The sequence below is a fragment of the Alteromonas pelagimontana genome (genome assembly GCF_002499975.2).
GTDB lineage: Bacteria > Pseudomonadota > Gammaproteobacteria > Enterobacterales > Alteromonadaceae > Alteromonas > Alteromonas pelagimontana.
The window spans coordinates 2,753,727-2,769,526 of sequence record NZ_CP052766.1; the positions used below are offsets into that span (position 1 = coordinate 2,753,727).

General features: G+C 46.9%; 12 protein-coding genes. 2 read left to right on the forward strand and 10 right to left on the reverse strand.

Annotated features, from left to right (window positions below; translation table 11 throughout):
- Positions 1 to 52: 52 nt before the first annotated feature.
- Genes CA267_RS12090 through CA267_RS12100 form a run of 3 tightly spaced genes read right to left on the reverse strand, consistent with a single transcriptional unit; the run spans position 53 to position 3,748 of the window.
- A complete protein-coding gene (locus CA267_RS12090) occupies positions 53 to 301 on the reverse strand; it encodes a helix-turn-helix domain-containing protein (RefSeq protein WP_075607214.1) in 249 nt (82 codons plus the stop codon).
- Positions 294 to 2,495 (reverse strand): peptidase domain-containing ABC transporter, encoded by a 2,202-nt coding sequence (locus CA267_RS12095; RefSeq protein WP_075607215.1) that lies wholly within the window; start codon positions 2,493 to 2,495, stop codon positions 294 to 296. Before CA267_RS12095 ends, CA267_RS12090 begins: the two co-directional genes overlap by 8 nt.
- Positions 2,495 to 3,748, reverse strand: coding sequence for an HlyD family secretion protein (locus CA267_RS12100; protein WP_075607216.1), 1,254 nt, complete (start codon positions 3,746 to 3,748; stop codon positions 2,495 to 2,497). The genes CA267_RS12095 and CA267_RS12100 overlap by 1 nt, the downstream gene beginning before the upstream one ends.
- Positions 3,749 to 3,874: 126 nt before the next feature.
- Here CA267_RS12100 and CA267_RS12105 point away from each other — a divergent pair, with 126 nt between their 5' ends.
- The gene (locus CA267_RS12105) at positions 3,875 to 4,054 is read left to right on the forward strand and encodes a hypothetical protein (protein WP_139316200.1); all 180 of its coding nucleotides are present in this window, start codon (positions 3,875 to 3,877) and stop codon (positions 4,052 to 4,054) included.
- 387 nt (positions 4,055 to 4,441) lie between these two features.
- Here CA267_RS12105 and CA267_RS12110 read toward each other — a convergent pair whose 3' ends face one another.
- The 7 genes from CA267_RS12110 to CA267_RS12140 form a co-directional block, all read right to left on the reverse strand.
- Positions 4,442 to 7,783: an amidohydrolase family protein gene (locus CA267_RS12110; protein WP_075607217.1), complete on the reverse strand. Its 3,342-nt coding sequence runs from the start codon at positions 7,781 to 7,783 to the stop codon at positions 4,442 to 4,444.
- Between the two features lie 343 nt (positions 7,784 to 8,126).
- A complete protein-coding gene (locus CA267_RS12115; RefSeq protein ID WP_075607218.1) occupies positions 8,127 to 9,437 on the reverse strand; it encodes an ATP-binding protein in 1,311 nt (436 codons plus the stop codon).
- On the reverse strand, positions 9,434 to 10,492 hold the full coding sequence (locus tag CA267_RS12120) for an ATP-binding protein (protein WP_075607219.1): 1,059 nt from the start codon (positions 10,490 to 10,492) through the stop codon (positions 9,434 to 9,436). Before CA267_RS12120 ends, CA267_RS12115 begins: the two co-directional genes overlap by 4 nt.
- Positions 10,483 to 10,893, reverse strand: coding sequence for an anti-sigma regulatory factor (locus CA267_RS12125; RefSeq protein ID WP_075607220.1), 411 nt, complete (start codon positions 10,891 to 10,893; stop codon positions 10,483 to 10,485). The genes CA267_RS12120 and CA267_RS12125 overlap by 10 nt, the downstream gene beginning before the upstream one ends.
- A gap of 1 nt (position 10,894) precedes the next feature.
- Complete coding sequence (locus CA267_RS12130; RefSeq protein WP_075607221.1) at positions 10,895 to 11,254, reverse strand: STAS domain-containing protein; 360 nt, start codon at positions 11,252 to 11,254, stop codon at positions 10,895 to 10,897.
- Positions 11,255 to 11,265: 11 nt separating this feature from the next.
- Positions 11,266 to 12,129, reverse strand: a complete 864-nt coding sequence (locus tag CA267_RS12135) for an STAS domain-containing protein (protein WP_075607222.1) — start codon at positions 12,127 to 12,129, stop codon at positions 11,266 to 11,268.
- Positions 12,130 to 12,691: 562 nt separating this feature from the next.
- Positions 12,692 to 14,248 (reverse strand): DUF3369 domain-containing protein, encoded by a 1,557-nt coding sequence (locus CA267_RS12140; protein ID WP_075607223.1) that lies wholly within the window; start codon positions 14,246 to 14,248, stop codon positions 12,692 to 12,694.
- A gap of 491 nt (positions 14,249 to 14,739) precedes the next feature.
- Here CA267_RS12140 and CA267_RS12145 point away from each other — a divergent pair, with 491 nt between their 5' ends.
- Positions 14,740 to 15,645, forward strand: coding sequence for an NAD(P)/FAD-dependent oxidoreductase (locus tag CA267_RS12145; protein ID WP_075607224.1), 906 nt, complete (start codon positions 14,740 to 14,742; stop codon positions 15,643 to 15,645).
- Positions 15,646 to 15,800: the final 155 nt, after the last annotated feature.

The following is a 15,800-nucleotide window of genomic DNA, read 5'->3' on the forward strand; positions in this document are numbered from 1 at the left end:
CCCTTTAAACTGAAGATGCCGGACTCTTCTGATGCAACTACAGGTTGTTTTATCAGCCATGTTGAACGGGCTGATATAGTTGCCGGAAAAAGGATGCCATAAGCGAAGCGCGATTACGGATGTCGAGTTTGCGATAGATGTTTGCACAATGGAATTTAACCGTCCGTTCGCTAATGAACAGCTGAGACGCGATGGTTTTGTTCGGCAAACCTTCCATAATTTTATGGGCAACTTGTAGCTCTCTTTTCGATAATAGCGCCAGGCGCTCCTCGACACTGGATTTTGAGGTATCTCTAGTCATAATTTTCTCCTGGTGGATTTTTACTTGTGGGTGAGGGGGACGACAATACTGCGGAGTGGGGCACTTCACACAGCGTACCGTTTCGTAACAAATAGATGCGATCTGCCATAGCGATGGTTTCCGATCGGTGAGCGACGACAACGCGAGTGATCGCCAAGGCCTTGAGATGTTGATTAATCGCAGCTTCGTTGTTGAGGTCGAGATGGCTGCTCGCCTCATCAAGAAACAGTATTTTCGGTTGACGATACAAGGCCCTGGCTAGCAATAATCTTTGCAACTGGCCGCCACTTAATGTGCTTCCCATATCGCCCACTAGCGTCTGATATTGCATGGGCATTGCCATTATTTCTTCATGGATGCACGCTTTAAGGGCGGCTTGTACCATCCGTTCAAAATCCGGTGAGTCGGTAAAGCAGGTAATGTTGTCCATGATACTGCCGCTTAAGCAGTTATCATCTTGCAGGACCGATGATGTCAGTTGACGAAATACACCTGCACTGAACACTGAATCGCCGCCATACAGCACGTCACCTTGGCTTGGCGGTAACAATCCCATTAAACATTTCAGAAGCGTAGTTTTGCCGGCTCCACTTGGACCCACAATCGCGACAGTGGAACCTGCTTCTATTGTAAGGTTTATGTTTTCAAATACAGGCGCGTCTGCCGGGCTGTAGCGATAGCATAAATCTTTTATTACAAGGGGACGGGTTGGAGCGTCAATAATGTTGTCGCTAAGCTGAGGCAGTGACGGCGCGGTTTGTAAAAACGACTCTTGCTTAGTAAAGACAATATCCGCCAGACGTTCAAAATGAACAGCAACCATTTTAAACTCTATCGCTTTGTTGATCAGGCCATCAATTGCAGTAATAAAACGGGTTTTATAGGCGATAAAAGCGTAGAGCATTCCTACCGTCATCGCGTTATCCATCACTTCAGTGGCAGCAAAATAAATAATTAATATATTTTCAAAACCAAATAACAGCTGATTCAGGCAAGAAACGCTGATATCCCATTTCCCCAAGCGAATGTCCGTGTTGATAGTATCGGCCAGCTTGTTCTGCCACTGACTTTGGCGATTCATCTCCTGGCCAAATTGCTTTACCGTCTGAATGGCTCTTATCGACTCCATAAAATGGCTTTGCTCTTTGGCAGCAATCGAAATGCGCTCCGCGTTAAGCCGCTTCATTGTGCTGATCAGGGCAATACGCGCAGCGAGGTAAATCAGTACTACCACTGCAACAATGCCACTTAATGTCACTGAATACACCATCATTACTGCTAAGGTCACCAGGGCCAATAAGCCATCCAGTACAGCAGTGACAACCCCTACCGTTAGCAGCTCCCGAACTTGGGATAAGGAGCCGAAGCGTGAAACTACGTCGCCCATATGCCGCTTTGAGAAGTAGCTGACAGGCAGCCGAATCAGGTGGTGAAAAACATTGGCTGACATCTGCTGATGTAAGCGAGAAGATAGGGCGAGAATTGCCATTCTACGTAGTACCGACGTGGCTGACTCTATCAGTAGCAGCATACCAAAACCGAGTGCCAGCACTAGCAGCAGGTCTCGCTGTTGGCGAAGCAAAACATCATCAATGACTGTTTGCATATAGTAAGGGCTGGCAATGGCAAAAAGCTGAATTAAAGCGGAAAGAGCAAACAGGATCAGTAAATGCCGTTTGAGTCCAACAATCCGCTGCCAAAAATGCCGTAGTGTTAACGTCGGTGCTTGTCTGGCTGGCTTGAATTCTGACGTTGGGGTAATTTCAAGAGCGATTCCGGTAAAATGATTGCCGACATCGTCCCAGTTTAGCGCACGCTCACCTAAGGCGGGGTCATGGATAACTACGCCCCGCTGAGACACTTTAGTCAGTACTACAAAATGCTGTAAATCCCAATGAAGGATACATGGAAGCGTCAATTGCTTTACGTGCTCAGTTTCCAGTTTTAGTGCGCGGGCACTGAGGCCCATATCCGCAGCCATGTCCATAATACTTTTGAGTGTGGCGCCACGCAGCGAGACACCATATTTCTGACGTAGCTCTGTCATATCGCTACCATCTTTGAAGTAACGAGCAATCATGCACAGGCAGGCCAAGCCACATTCTGCCGCTTCCGATTGAAATACCATAGGCACTGCGCGCCGGCGAATGATTGACAGAGACAGCGGGGGCAAATTAAGAGGGATTGCAGTCATTATAGTCTCCCCGTGAGGCTTAGCAGGGGTTCAAATAACCACTCTACCAACGTACGTTCAGCAAGGGTGATATCCGCTGAGAAGGTCATTCCCGATTTCAACGGCACTTGATTGCCAAAGGCGGTAACTTGCTGGTCTTCCAGTTGAGCCCGCACCAGATATACAGGCTCGTTTACGGCCACCGGAGAATTTGTCAGCTCGCCGGGAAGAATGACCGTATTTGACATAGCCGTCACTTTGCCTTTGTGTAGGCCAAACTTTTGATAAGGAAAGGCGTCATAACGAAGATCGATGGGTTGACCCTGCTGCACAAAGCCTGCAGCTCTGACGGGGATCAGCATTCGCGCTTCAATTTTCAAATCGAATGGCAGCAAGGTTAGCAATGGCAGGTTGTTACCGACGTACTGACCTTCATTGACTTGTAAGTTGGAAACAATGCCGGACATACTTGCTTTAATGACATGGCGGCTTTGGCTGCTAATTTGCGCAACCCGCTGATTAATATCGCTTAGAGAGCTCTGTAAACCGGCCAGCGTGTTTGCCGATTCTGCTGGAAACTGCACCAATAAAAGCTGCTTTTCTTCCAAGGCTTGGGCGTTACTGAGATATTCACGCTCCAGTTGTTTTAGCTCTTGCAAGATACTCAGGTAACTGGCTCTGGCAGAGCGGGATTCCTGTTGCGCCACATTTTGATGAGAAGCTAGTTTACTGATGGCTTCCTGCTGTTCTTTTGCAATATTTAAGCGCTCTTGCGTTAATAGTTTAAGGTCTTTAAGTTGCGTTAAATCCTGTTCAAGAGAAGCAATGGTATTTTTAAGTTGCGCGAATTTTCGCTTATTTATGGTCTTGATACGCGCTATTTGAGACGAAAGCAAAGCTATTTGCTTCTGGTATTCATCCAGCAAGGTGTTCTCAAGACTGCCGCCACTAGCCATTTGGGAGGCGCTATCAATAATCATCAAGGGTTGGCCTTTCTCTACCCGCTGACCATCCTTCACCAGTAGACGCTGAACGTTTCCGCTGTTGGCATCAGCATACAGCCGGATAACGCCCTGAGGCGGCTCCAGCCATCCTGTAACCGTGGTCTGACGACTATAATGACTTGAAAACAGGTACCAGGTCACCACCGCTAACCAAGCTAATAATAAACTAACGATTACCTGCATTGAGAGCTTTGGGATTAGCAATATGTCGCCTTGTAGCCGACTATTTTGAAAGGCCAATGCCTGTTGCCTGAAAAGTCCTTTTCTCATAACACCTTTTTTTCCTGCTATCGAAGTCCCAGAAGCTCTCTGTCACTTTAGCGTTGTAAAGGGTTCGATGAAGTACCTGACCAGTCACATCCATGCTGAAACTAAAAATCCTTGGCATCATAATCCGTGACGCCTCCTTTTTTGCTAAACCAGGTACTCATCGAACATGTGTCAGTCATCCGTGCTGACGAAGTCAACTTTACGCAAACTCCGGGAGCGCTGGCTAATGTTGAAAGGACAATGCGCGCCAGAATGGCGCTGAGCGGCGATACTGGCCGATTATTTACAATGATGTCTCTTTATTGATAGCGCTTTTTTAGGCGCAGAGGAGTACGGAAACCGAAGACATGGTGCGATACGCGAGGCAGCAAAACTATATTAATCCATAGGAATAATTGATCATTCAGCGAGAGTTGAAAGACACTTCAGCGTTACTGAAAAAAAAGAATGGTGCTGCTTCGAAGCGGGCAATGTAAAGAAGCGGCTTTAAAAATTCCCTCAAAGGGAAGGTGGCATTATCAATGATGATTGGTGTAAACCGAGCGAATTGAAAGAACGAAAGAATGGTAAATGGCTGTCGCCAATATTTTTTAAAAAAAAGCCGCTCCAAGTGAGCGGCATAAACCTGGGCCTGATTGATCTAGGCAATTTTGCAGCGATTACGGATTCTTAATACCAGGCCCTTATGATACGTTAGTGATGCCAGTGATACTTATGCGCTTTCGCTTCTATTTCATTAGCAGTACCTTCAGGCATAAACGCCTGATTATCCTGCTCGAAGAAAAACGGTTTACGACGGGCTTTGCTACCTACTTCATTCATCGTAGCCGCTTCAAATATGCGACCATTGAGTACGGTGTATTCTACGTACTCGCTACGATGTATATTTTTGAGCACGTCGCCGTCAATAATCGCCATGTCAGCTAACTTACCTTTTTCTATACTGCCAATGTCTTTACCCATTCCCAAATGAGTAGCGCCATCAATAGTCGCCGCACGCAAAGCTTCCCAAGGGGTGAATCCGCCCTGATTCATTAGCCATAGTTCCCAATGCGCCGCCAATCCTTCGCGCTGACCGTGAGCGCCGATATGAATGCTTACACCGTTTTCACGCAATTCCTTGGCGTATTTTGCGACGTAAACATGGTTATACTGATTGTCAGGAGCCGTGGGACGTCGAATGGCTCTCGCATCCAGCAGATAAGAAGGTGTGTAACGTAACAAACGGGGGTTTTTCCACACTTCCGTGCGATCATACATGTATTCTTCTCCCATCATTCCCCCGTAAGACACTACGAACGTTGGTGTGTAGCCAGATTGGGTGGCACTCCATAACTGAGTTAAATCACTGTAGCCCCTTGGAATAGGCAAGCTGTGTTCGAGGCTAGTATGACCATCTACCACCATGGTAATATTTTGCTGTAGCTTACCGCCGCCTTCCGGAACGACCATCATTTCCTGTTTGCGCGCCGCCCAAAGAATTTCCTGACGTTGTGAGCGAGCGGGCTGGTTATAGCTTTTTACCGAAATAGCGCCAGCATCCTTTAACCGCTGAACATGAAAATAAGCGTCATCATAGTTATTGATAATAGCTTTATAACCTAACGCTTCTGCGCCATACAGAATGGCACCTGTAGAGTAAATTCGGGGGGCGACAATTTTTCCTTTACGCTGAAGCTCGGCGGCAGCGAAAATTTCTGTGGTGTCGTTTGAAGGGTCGTGAATGGTGGTTACGCCGAAAGCTACGTTGGAGTACTGCCCCCAGTTCTGCTGCGGAATAATCTCGTTGCGACCTTGGGCGCCGTGAGCATGAGCATCAACCATGCCTGGGATCACAGTTTTGCCGGTGGTATCAATTTGCATGGCTTCATCAGGAATACGAACCTCTCCCATTTTGCCCACCGCTTCAATACGATTGTCTTTCATAAGCACAACACCGTTTTCAATGACTTCCTGGGTATTGTCTGCATTTCGCATAGTCACCACAGTGCCGCCAACCAATGCTTTATAGCCGGTAGGTTTATCTGCCTTTTCTTTAAATGAAAGGTCTACGCCAGCTTTTTCCGGCTCAGGTAGGGTCCCGTTATCACCGTTCCCGCTAACAAACTCGAACGCATCTTTGATATCACGTTCGTAGTAGTGAGGGCCGTGAAACCATCCCACGGACGAATTATCAGGGCTCCACGTTAAATATTCCCCGGCTCGGGCAGAAAGTTGTTTAACGGGCAGTGAAGTCATATCGGGCGCAATGGTAATTTTTTTGCCATTATCAACGAAGGGCGTTAAGTACGTTTTAAACTGATACACGAATGCCACCCACTTCTTGTCGTGAGAGAGGCGATATTCGCTGACTTTGTCTGCGCCATACAGGTGAACGCGCTTATCGTTTCCTTGTAAATTTACACTGCTGAGCTGAGTTTCCGGATACGGCGTTCCACTTACCGATTCAGTAAAATAAACGCGATCACTGTTGCCAGCAAAGTGGGGCTCAGAACCGCTTTCCGATATTTTTGTTTCTGTTCCTTTATCAAGATTAGCAACATAAAGCCCGGGTTCCACCGAATATTTTGGATCAAGTAGGTAGCCGCCATCAAATTTACGGAAAACGATCAGTTTGCCATCGGTTGAAAAGCTTGGCTCAATGTAATGACCTGGCTGCCTGGTGATGACTTTTCCCTTACCGCCTTTTGCCGCAACAACTCTAACGTCACCTAACTCCTGGTCATTCCAGGTTGTATAGACGATATTTTTGCCATCATTGGAATAGCGAGGAAAATATTCATCGTGCTCATTTTGCTTCGTTAGGCGCTTAATTTTGCCCGATTGCACATCACGCACATAAAGCTTTCCCAAAGCCTGAAACAATATCGATTTGCCGTCGGGAGACTTTTGCGACCAGCGAGTCATTTTTACATCAAATTCGTCGGGGGCGACATCTACATCAAAACGCAGCGCATCGGCGTACTTTACAGTCGCTTCTACTTCCACATCGATATCAGCAATTCCTTTGCTGCTAACATCTATCTTGTGAAACTTTCCGCCTGTCCAATAAATAATTGCGGAAGAATCTGGCATCCAATCAAAGTAAGCATAATATCCTTCAGAGCCAAAACCTTCTTGCATGTCACGTTCTAATGTCAGCGTAAGAGGCGTTTCTAAACCGGTTTCCAGTTCTTTGAGAAATAGCCCGGTTTTGTTTTTCACCCGGCGGATAAAAGCGATGTATTTTCCGTCTGGAGAAGGCGTAGGAACGATAGCGCCACCGGTTCCGCTAATGACGTTGGTTTCTTCACCGGTTTGGCGATCAAAACGGGCAACAGCAAAAATTCCTTCAAGTGGGTTGCGGTTGTAGTCGAATCCCGCTCCTGGCAATGTGTTCTTGGTGTAATAAATATACCGGCCATCCGCAGAGAAAACCGGATCGGCTATATTTTGCTGATCGCTTGGGCCATGCTCGCGGGCTTTTATCTGCAGGCCATCACTCCCTGCTTTATGAAACATCCATATTTCACCGGCTGGAATGCTGCGGCTGGACATAATACCCTTAGTTGCCACTAAATAGTTGCCATCAGGGCTCCACTTTGGTGAATGGATAAGATTATTTTTTTCCTGACTTACCTGATGGAGATTTTTGCCATCACTGTCCATTACCCATATATTTGATAAGCCTCCCCGATCCGAAATAAAGGCTATCTGGCTGCCATCCGGAGAAATAGTGGGTTCGATGTTCCACGCAAAGTCTTGTGTAAGCGCAGTAGCTTTACCGCCTTTGATGTCGACTTTGTACAGATCGCCGAGCATATCAAAAACCATATATTTACCATCTGGAGAAATATCCAGGCTCGACCAGGTGGTTTCGTTGGTTTTTATTTTAACTTCGTTAAGGTCAAAAGGCGGATTCAAAACATCCCATTTCTCCGTATCCGGCTTTGCTTCATTCTTGGTATCTTGAGCAAAACCAGGTAATGCTGGAACAAAGCCTAGCAACAGCCCCAAAGCTGTTGCGGCAATTGCCTGTCGTGAGGTTTTTATCATTTATACTTGTCCAAACCGAATTGAGTGAAGCTCTAAGTTAATGGCTTCTGTGTTAGTTTGCAAAGAAATGAGAACCCAAAGGTAGACCTTTAACTCTTCGCAAGGGCTTCGAACAGGATTAGGTCAGCTGTATTTTTATAGCGGGTGAATTGAGCAGTTGTTGATCGCAGAGAACGCGCTGAGTTTCGCAACTGGTGGATTTTTTCAATCATGCTATGACCCTGGGGCTGAATGCCTGGTGGCACGTCTGTTGGGTTAATTAGTCGAATAATAAAAAGAATTAAAGCGCAGCCGAATGACCGACGGTATGGGAAAGTCCTATTATTCAATCGTGGTGTACTGTTTAACTATGACATTCCTCAGCTTGAGCGCTCTGGCTAAGCGGAAGCGTAAAGTAGAAGCTAGTTCCTTGCCCTAACTCACTTTCAACCCATACTTGCCCGTTTTGTGCTTCAACTAATCCTTTTACGATGCTTAATCCTAATCCCATACCATTTTTCCGCGTATGCTTTGCCTGCCAAAAACGGTCAAAGGTGTGAGGCAGTTCATCGGCAGATATTCCACACCCGGTATCTTTCACACAAAAACGCGCCTCTGTGTTACGCTTTTGTACCTGCACGCTAATAGTACCGCCTTCGGGCGTAAATTTGGTAGCGTTACCAATCAGGTTAGACAAAATCTGGTGTACGCGGTCTTTGTCGCAGTGAACTTCCAAGTTCGGTTCAGTGTCGCCGATTAATTGCTGCAGCTTCGGCATCGTCAGCGTAGATAGATGGTCAATGCTCTCGTTAACCAGCGATTTTGCGTTGTATTGATGACATTCTACTGCTAGCTGGCCAGCTTCGATACTTGCCAAGTCAAACATATCGCTGATAAGTCGCTCCATTCGAGCAGCAGAACGAGCGATCATGTCTGAAAATTTACCGACCTGGCTTGAAATTTTCCCCGTTTCAATAAGTTGTTCAAGCACAAGAGCGGTACTGGAAATTGTATTAAGTGGATTGCGCAGGTCGTGAGAGACAATTGCCATAATTTCGTCTCGGGCCTTCACGGCTGCTTCTGCTTCAGCACGCGCTGCGCTTTCGGCTGCCTTTGCTTTTTCCAGCGCATACTGACGTTCTTTCAGTTCATCTAAGGTGTGTAGAAGTTCCTGATTTTGCTGTCGTATGATATCCAAAGGGCTCGGAGGAGCAATCTTGGCTAGTTGTTTGTTAAGTAAGTCGATGCCGGCTTTAGTAACCAAGGGTGCCGTAATCGGTAGCGCCTTTTTCAGGTATACGGTAGTACCGCTATTTGGTCCTGTTTCCACAGAAAACTGGTCCATCACTCGTTTACAGCCTTTGAGGCCGAAAGTAGACTTACCTTTTGAGCCTCCTACGCCTCTCAGTATACCGGGTAAATCTGTTATTCCCGGTCCCGAATCGGCGATGCTTATAGTAAGGTAAGTCGGCAAATTACCTTCTAAAGAAAATCTCGCTTTTCCGCCCTTCGCGAACATAAACGCATTTCGGGCGATTTCAGAGACAGCGGTGGATATGCGAGTCTGATCGTGCTTATCGAATTCGAGGAGCGCGCTGATCTGACGGGAACGCTGACGCACTAATACCACATCCGCTTCGGTTTCAATGTCAACGGTAAGTAACGCTACTTTCACGGATTAATCTCTCCCCAGCAAATAGGGGATTGATGAGCTTTGCCGACCATTACCACCGCATCGTCACGGCGGTTGGCAAAGTCACGATAAAGTACACCCGCAATGACACTGGGCTTTTTCTGACTTAATCCGGGGTAAGAACTTAAGTCCCACGAGGATTTTAGGCCGTCGGAGTGCAAAATCAATACCCCCTGACTCGGCCAAGGGTGGGAGTGCTCTCGAAAGGTGGGGGCAGAGTGGCCAAGAGTACCATTGTGGGACACTAATCCCGCGATGCGGGTACTGGCCGACAGCAGGCTTGCCGTAATGTTTCCTACACCGGCGAAACAAAGCTTGTTGTCGCGCAGATCTATAGTGGCAATGGCGGCAACAGCCCCTCGGGTGATGCGCATATTTTTATCAAGAAAAGCTAACGTCTCCGCAGGCTTAATTTCACCAAGTGCGACAAAGTGACGCATTGCCTCTATTGAGGCTTCGTAAGCGGGTAAGCCATGCCCTAAGCCATCTAGTACTAAAACAGTATTAATATCTTGGTATGGTCTAATGTTCCATGCGTCACCACACACAGCTTCGCCGGATTTCGCGACACACACCACTCCCCAATCCAGAGCGTTATCGCTTTGTTTTACTTGGCTTTGCTGTCCGATAACCATACGTAGAACAGTGCCTTTGTCAGGGGCTGAAAAGACGTCTAAATCGTATGATAAGCGCGCAATCGCACCTAAACCTACTCCTCGGGAACCGCCAGTAGAATAGCCGTCTCGAAGACAGGTAGCAACATTTGCCATTCCCGGACCTTTATCCAGCGCCAGGAATTCGATACCCTCTCCACAGCTGCCACTCCACGGACGCAGCAGCAACTCGCCATGAGTGGCATGTTGGACGATATTGCTGCAGGCTTCAGTAACAGCAATGGCAACGTTGCCGGTTTGCGTTTCGTCTAATCCCTGCTCTTTAGCCATTGCGCACGCTGTTCTGCGAGCCTCACCCACAGAACTCATATCTTCAATGGAAACAGATAAACAAACATGATGTGGGAACGATGTTACACCCATCGAGTCACCGTGATAATTGTACCCCCACCTTCTCGTGGAGAAATATCAAATTCATTCATCAAACGCTTTGCCCCGCCTAGCCCAAGGCCCATACCTTTGCCCGTCGTGAAACCATCCGTTAATGCTTTTTCTATATCTTTAATACCCGGTCCGCGGTCTTCAAAAGTCAGACAAAGGCCTTGCTGACTCCCTTTCTGTCTTATCTCTATTCGAAGATGACCGCCTAGCCCATGTATGAGAGTATTGCGGCCTAGTTCACTCGCAGCCGTCACTATTTTGGTTTGATTGAGCACGTTAAACCCAAGTTCGACCGCATACCGACGTACTAGCTGGCGTAACCACAGCATGTCAGATTCCTGCTGAATAGGCGCTACTTCGTTCCTTAAGGCAGTAGGGTGCATGCTAGTTGATCGCCATATTGCGTAACATGGTCATTCCTTTGTCTGCGTTTAGCGCGGTACGCACTCCAGCTAAAGTTACTCCCATTTCCACCAAGGTAATAGCAACGTATGGCTGCATTCCTACCAATACCGTCTCCGCATCAAGCACTCGCGACATCAAAGCGATGTTGCCAATTACCCTTGCAATGTAAGAGTCGACCATATCCAATCCGGAGATATCGATAAGAACACCGCGTGCACCTGTTTCGGCGATACGCTGGGTTAAATTATCCTGTAGATTTAGCGCTACCAGGTCATGTATATCTATCTGAATTGTGACTAGAAGAAAATCACCCATGTGCAGAATTGGAATGCTTTCCAAAGAATATTCTCCTACTTAGTCTCGTCGGACGTTATCGTAAGCCCTTGTCTTTTGAACGCATGAGCCAGAGCTCCCGCCATTGTTGACTTGGTAATGACGTTACCTAGGTTGATTCCTAAATGGACCATGGTTTGTGCAATTTGAGGACGTATTCCACAGATAACGCATTCCGCACCCATCAACTGAGCGGCATTAACTGTTTTTAAGAGGTGTTGAGCGGTAAGGGTATCCACCGTAGGAACGCCAGTTATGTCAATAATTGCTATTTCTGATTGTGACGCTGCTAAACGCTGAAGCAGCGATTCCATAACCAGTTGCGTGCGCTTAGAGTCTAGCGTGCCAATGACGGGAAGCCCAAGCACGCCATCCCACAATTCTACTACTGGGCTGGATAATTCAAACATTTCTTCCTGCTGCCGCGCGATAACTTCTTCACGGGTCTTAAGGTGAACTTCGGTAATAAACAAGCCCAGCTTATCTATTAACGTGGTGGCATTCCATAGATCATCAGCAAGACTATCAGCATCGTCGTAGCTTTTCCGCAGCTGGTTAAATAGAGGTTGTTTAAATGAAAAAACAAACGTTGCTGTTTCCGTTGGCGTAAAACCCTGAGTGGTGCGAGAACGGCATATAGACGCAAGAAGCTCCCGCAATGGGGCCCACTCTGAACTATTGATATCAATAAAATTGTTGTTTTTAAGTCCATTTTGAAGGAGCTTAAGGAATGTATCGCTTTGCTCACGAAGCTCTTCTTCTCTGATCAAATCAGGACGCAAAGTCGCAGTGGTAAGTTGTTCCTGGATCCATTCCTCAAGAATTTGTTGCTCGTTCTGAGCAATAATTTCAGGGATCTTTGTTTTTACTTGGTCTGACATTTTATGTTCCTGTTAAACGCATTTTTTCGGGTTTAATAAATGCTGCAAAAATCAAAAAGATTTCAATTTTACCTGCTATTACTTCAGCGCAATAAACTGAAATGCGTAAGGTATTTTGTGGGAAAACTATTTATATCTATAGGCGGCATTTGAACGGCTAGTATCCTATATTTTGAAGATAAACGAAAACGAAATCGCTCTCGCTTTTTCCGATTTTAATCCATTGTAGTGGTGCTTTAACAATTGCAGTATCTGATATCCGCCCCGGATGACACGAAACACATAATGTATCGACCAGCAAATGCAACACTGATTTTTTTAGCATTTCATTTATATATCTCGCCGTTTATTGCAGGAGAGCTTTAGACAACGAGCAGTCAGACCGTTTGGTGTGGATGTGATGGTATTTGAATCTCATGCCTCAGCAGGTGCTGGTGATAAATGCCAGACTGTGATTATGCAGATGAACAGAGCGTCTTCTGCTTTGTTAGCGTTGGCGGCTAACAGGCCACCAACCGCCATAAGTGTTCCTCAACACTTTAATCAATCGCTCAATCGGAGCTTATTCGCAGACAGGATCAGGATACCGCCTTCTCACAATTAAAAATTCCTCAAGATTGTCTAATAACAGTTCCACCAGCTTGGGCTCAAATTTCTTACCTTTTTCTTGCTCAAAATACGCTAAGATATCTGCTTCTTCCCACGAGTTCTTATAACAACGTTTGCTGCCAAGTGCGTCAAACACATCTGCGACAGCTGATATACGGCCTGCTACGTGAATATCGTAGCCAGCTAGTCCTCTGGGATAACCACTGCCATCCCAGTTCTCGTGATGTTCATGAGCGATATGCGCCCCCAACTTCAGAATGGGATTGTCAGATTTAGCTAACATATCAAAGCCGATGCGAGCATGTGTCTGCATGGCGTTTCTTTCTTCTTCGTCGTGTTTTCCCGGCTTATTTAAGATGTGATCGGGAATGCCAACCTTTCCGACGTCGTGCAGTGGTGATGCGAGTTTAATTAATTCCGCCTCTTCCTCACTCAAACCGTAGAGTTTGGCAAGGCAGTAAGAAAGGTAAGCCACGCGTTTAACATGGCTACCTGTTTCCTTGGAACGCATTTCTACCGCTTCGCCGATAAGATAAGATAGCTCCTTTTGAGATTCCTTGATTTCTACGCGGAGCTTCAGGTTTTCGTGGGCCACCGCGATATTATTAGCGAAAAAGTCAAGCAGGTGATGCTGAACAGCATCTAGCGGCTTACCGTCTTCTACATATAAAATATTTTCCGTGCCCCGTTTGGTGGTGAAGTAACCAACAAAATAATCTTTTTCATGAATAGTACTTTTTTGCTCAAGCGCGACCGCAATACGCTGCTCAATGGCACGAGTCAAAGGATTACTTCGTCTATCGGTACTATTATCCACGTTGGACGTTTCCGCTAACACTTTTATACGGGTAGGTTTGTTTTTGCCAACCTCTTTGGCAACGGCACAGCAAATAATATGGCTGGATTTTATATTTAAAATAACGGAAATATGTTTGAGAATGGTAGAGGCAAATTCAGTTAACGAATCGCATTCAATAAACTGGGAGGTAGCACCGATTATTTTTTCCAGACCAATCTGATGACGCTGAATAAGCCTGATATCCCGATACCCGCGCAGTGCCGCAAAGACAGTCGTTTTTAAACGTAGCGCGGTAAGCTCGGTTTTATTTTTATAGTCGTTGATGTCGTAATCGCGAATGACGTTTTCTTCAGGGGCTTCCCCTGGCTGACCGGTTCTCAAAATAATCCTGATAGTGTGATTTTTGAGCTCATCCCGCGTCCAGCGAATGAGATCCAGGCCGGCATGAGCACTTTCCATTACGACATCTATCATCGCCACCGCAATTTCCTGCTCAGTATCTTTGGCCAATATTTCACGGGCTTCATGAGCCGAGCTGGCAAACTCAATCGCGAGCGCCCGACCATCGAAGATAAAATCCTGCAAAACTAAACGCGTAACATGGTGGACTTCTACTTCGTCGTCCACCACTAGTAGACGCCAGTAAGCATCTGGCGCCAATACACTGTCGGTAATTTCATCACTAGCGAAGACTAATTCGTCATCAAGCATGGTTTATGAGAGATAGGGGAGCGATGATCTCACTATAGAATAGGTTTTATAATTTTGCAGAATGTTTGCATTTTTGTGAGGCTAATCCGGTCAGCCGGGCTTTGACGCTGGGGCGTGCAAAGCAGTGTTTCACTAAACCGCAAACCGATGCTGAATAGATACCTTTTTCTAACCTATCATGGTGCATAGCTACTTTTTAGTTACTGCTCTGGAGATATCTTGAAAAGCAGTATTAGACTGGCTTACATGCTTTTTCCACAGTTTACAGATTTATTTACTTTTCTAATGGTTTCTCCCCCGACTCACGAAAAACGGCTTTGTCCTCTGCATGTGCGCCCCACTCTTTGGTGCCCGGGCAACGCGGCCGTTTTGGTATCAATAGCATATTAGCGTCACTTGGACTTTAGTCGTTTTCTGCCACGCTTACGTAAGTACGTTACGTTGAATGAATTCGCTGGTGTGTTCGTGCCACTTAGCGGCGGAGACAAACAGTGCAAAATCCTGAGTTCAAGTGCTGCATTATTATAGGAGCCGGCCCTGCCGGCATGACGGCAGCGCTCTACCTCAACAGGTTTTACCGCGAGATAACTGTGCTCGACGCTGGCTGCAGCCGCGCGCGCTGGATCCCAAAAACCCACAACTGCCCCGGATTTCCAGATGGATTAAGCGGCGATGAACTGCTGGAACGCATGCGCTTGCAGGCAGAAAATTACGGCACCAGGGTAATCCCTGAGACAGCGTCGCAAATTCAGCGTGTGGAAGGGGGTTTCAGCGTGAGCGACACCCGTGGCGGGCAATACCTTGGCCGTACGGTACTGCTTGCAACCGGTGCTGAGGATATTTTGCCGCCAGACCCCTGGGTTGCAAAGGCCGTAGGCTGCGGGGCGTTGCGCTTGTGCGCTATCTGCGATGGCTTTGAGGCAAGTGATGACAATATCGCAGTGTATGGGCCATTGCGTTCGGTGTTCGACCATGCCAGGTTTATGCGCACCTATTCGGCGAGTGTTACGCTTGTACAGAGTGATACCGAGCAGGTAGATGCTCAGCTGTGCCAAAGTGCAGAAAAGTGGGGCATAACCCTGATGAAAAAGCCCCGTAACTTGCTTTTTGATGGCTCGCGCTGTGGTTTTATTGACGAAAGCGGTACGCGTCGCGACTTCGACACCATCTATGTGATGCTGGGCAGTCGATCGCAAGCGGCATTAGCCATCGAGCTGGGCGCACACGTGGACAAGGAAAAAAAACTGGTGGTAAATACGGACCAGATGACCTCAATTGATGGTCTGTTCGCTATCGGCGACGTGGTCAGTGCTCTGAGCCAGCTTTCGGTAGCGGCAGGGCATGCGGCCGTTGCAGCCACCGCTATCCATAACATGCTGCCGCGTAACTTGCGCTAAGCGATGAGCCAGATAGGAGTCCAACTTAGTTAGCAAGTAGTATGACGGGAACGTTGGTTGCCGACGGGAAAGTGATCCGGCATGAAGAAGGCATACCGAATATTAAAATTTAAAGCGGTTTTTTTTAAACTTATATATATACAGTCCGTTTAAAG

Bases quoted from the DNA above. Each gene is read 5' to 3' on its own strand.
- CA267_RS12090 (WP_075607214.1), bottom strand. From the start codon at position 301: ATGACTAGAGATACCTCAAAATCCAGTGTCGAGGAGCGCCTGGCGCTA.
- CA267_RS12095 (WP_075607215.1), bottom strand. From the start codon at position 2,495: ATGACTGCAATCCCTCTTAATTTGCCCCCGCTGTCTCTGTCAATCATT.
- CA267_RS12100 (WP_075607216.1), bottom strand. From the start codon at position 3,748: ATGAGAAAAGGACTTTTCAGGCAACAGGCATTGGCCTTTCAAAATAGT.
- CA267_RS12110 (WP_075607217.1), bottom strand. From the start codon at position 7,783: ATGATAAAAACCTCACGACAGGCAATTGCCGCAACAGCTTTGGGGCTG.
- CA267_RS12120 (WP_075607219.1), bottom strand. From the start codon at position 10,492: ATGGGTGTAACATCGTTCCCACATCATGTTTGTTTATCTGTTTCCATT.
- CA267_RS12125 (WP_075607220.1), bottom strand. From the start codon at position 10,893: ATGCACCCTACTGCCTTAAGGAACGAAGTAGCGCCTATTCAGCAGGAA.
- CA267_RS12135 (WP_075607222.1), bottom strand. From the start codon at position 12,129: ATGTCAGACCAAGTAAAAACAAAGATCCCTGAAATTATTGCTCAGAAC.
- CA267_RS12140 (WP_075607223.1), bottom strand. From the start codon at position 14,248: ATGCTTGATGACGAATTAGTCTTCGCTAGTGATGAAATTACCGACAGT.